We start from the raw sequence: 1,626 nt of genomic DNA on the forward strand, positions 1-1,626 counted from the left end.
CTATGCCGATAGCCCGTCATCCCTGTCTGGCAATGACCCACGGGGCTGGAAAGATGGATCGATGGACGTCTACAGCATCACGGCAAACGAAGCCGCCGGTATCCTGAGCATCACCGGCCTGGAGCTGCGCAATCGGCTGCGTGCAGAAAGACCTCCAGGGGCCATTCAAATCCCCAACAAGAAGAACGGCCGGTGGTATCTTGCTAATTGGTATGTTGAACAGTTGGCGGCCGAATATGGCCGGCGCGTCGTCGTGCGGAAGGATGCTCCACTGGCTCACACTCCCCCTTCCGAAGCTGTGGATCACCAGCTGCCGACGACCGATGCAGGGCACAGGATCTGGTCAGAGTGGGTGCCTTTCAGTCTGGCGCTGCCGCTCGCCCCGCTGTTCCCTGGTGTGTATATGTTCCGTAAGGGCGACGAGCCGGAAGCCGGCCCGGTGTACATAGGGATGGCGGGGGAACGTAAGGGCACGGGGGTCCGCGGTCGGCTCTCCATTTATGCGAGCGGGCGGGGAGCGACATCCGGTCTTGGTGAGCACGCGATGGACCGAGCACTGGCCGACCCAGTATGGCTTCAAGCACGCCTCTACGAGGCCCTCGCAGGTCGCCCGATGCGCGCAACGGCGGCTGCCCGCTCTGCGATCGACCACGCGCATCTGGAAGTTCGCTGGCAGACTGTGTCGACAAGGGCAGAGGCATTGGTGCTTGAGTCCCAACTGATCGCTAGACACCCTGGTCGATTGTGGAACCGCCCTCGTCGCTTCCGGTTGAAGGCGCAAGAGCCTCATACATGACCGTTCGCTCTCGGAACAGCAACAGTCCGGCATTAGAGGGCAGGGTCATCAACGGCTGGGATCAGCTCGTACAGCAAAACGAGGTGGGCGGTGTACTGCTATCGCTGTTCTGCAATCGGTTGCTGTGCGTTGCTGCCTGGCGTAGCAATGCGCTGTCGCTGCGCTACTGCATGTCAATCAATGGCGGCGCATCGGGCCGCATCCTGGAAACTTCCCAACTTGACCCGAGGCGGCAAGGCTCAAATCAACCGAGTAGGCCGGATGAGGACGCGAGGTAGTACCCCCGGTCGGCCAAGATCCACGTTCTGGCTCCACATCAGAACGACTTCGAGGGCCCACGTGAATGGCACCAGTACGGTCGCTGTTAGCATCGTCAGATGGTCAATTTTGAAGCTGAGCTTACGTCTCCGTCGGCGCTGCGGAAGTCTTATCTCCTACTGAGTATCAACGAGCTAGCCAACGATAATCGCCACCGGTCGGCAGACACCGCACTCATGTACCGGGAAGCGGAAACCTTCGGGGTAGACCGGCGCTCTTTCGGCTCTGATCTTGAGGCCCTTCTGGACAAGGGATGGATTTTCTACGAGAAGACCTCCGGAAACCCGAGCGATGTGACAATCACCCAACGGGGTGCTGACTTCGCTGAAGAATTCAGTACGTTCATCAATGACCCTCGTCGGCGGGCCACGGCAGTCCGCGAGGCTTTACTCCAGTGGCTTTATGAGGAACGCCTCCACGGAACGACAGCGCCAAATATCAGCGGCTTTCCCAACAGCAAGTACGGAAGTTTCTACGGGAAAAAGTTCACCGATCACGAAATCAAGCAAGCC

At 59.3% G+C, this 1,626-nt stretch carries 2 protein-coding genes; both read left to right on the forward strand.

Translation table 11 applies throughout. The features are described from left to right. Nucleotides 1-796, forward strand: a 796-nt coding sequence (locus HP499_RS24945; RefSeq protein ID WP_216660282.1) for a hypothetical protein, incomplete at its 5' end; no start/stop codon positions are given. Between the two features lie 377 nt (nt 797-1,173). Continuing rightward, nucleotides 1,174-1,626, forward strand: a 453-nt coding sequence (locus tag HP499_RS24020) for a hypothetical protein (protein ID WP_172326536.1), incomplete at its 3' end; no start/stop codon positions are given.

The sequence above is a fragment of the Paenarthrobacter sp. CM16 genome (genome assembly GCF_013179505.1).
Classification (GTDB): domain Bacteria; phylum Actinomycetota; class Actinomycetes; order Actinomycetales; family Micrococcaceae; genus Arthrobacter.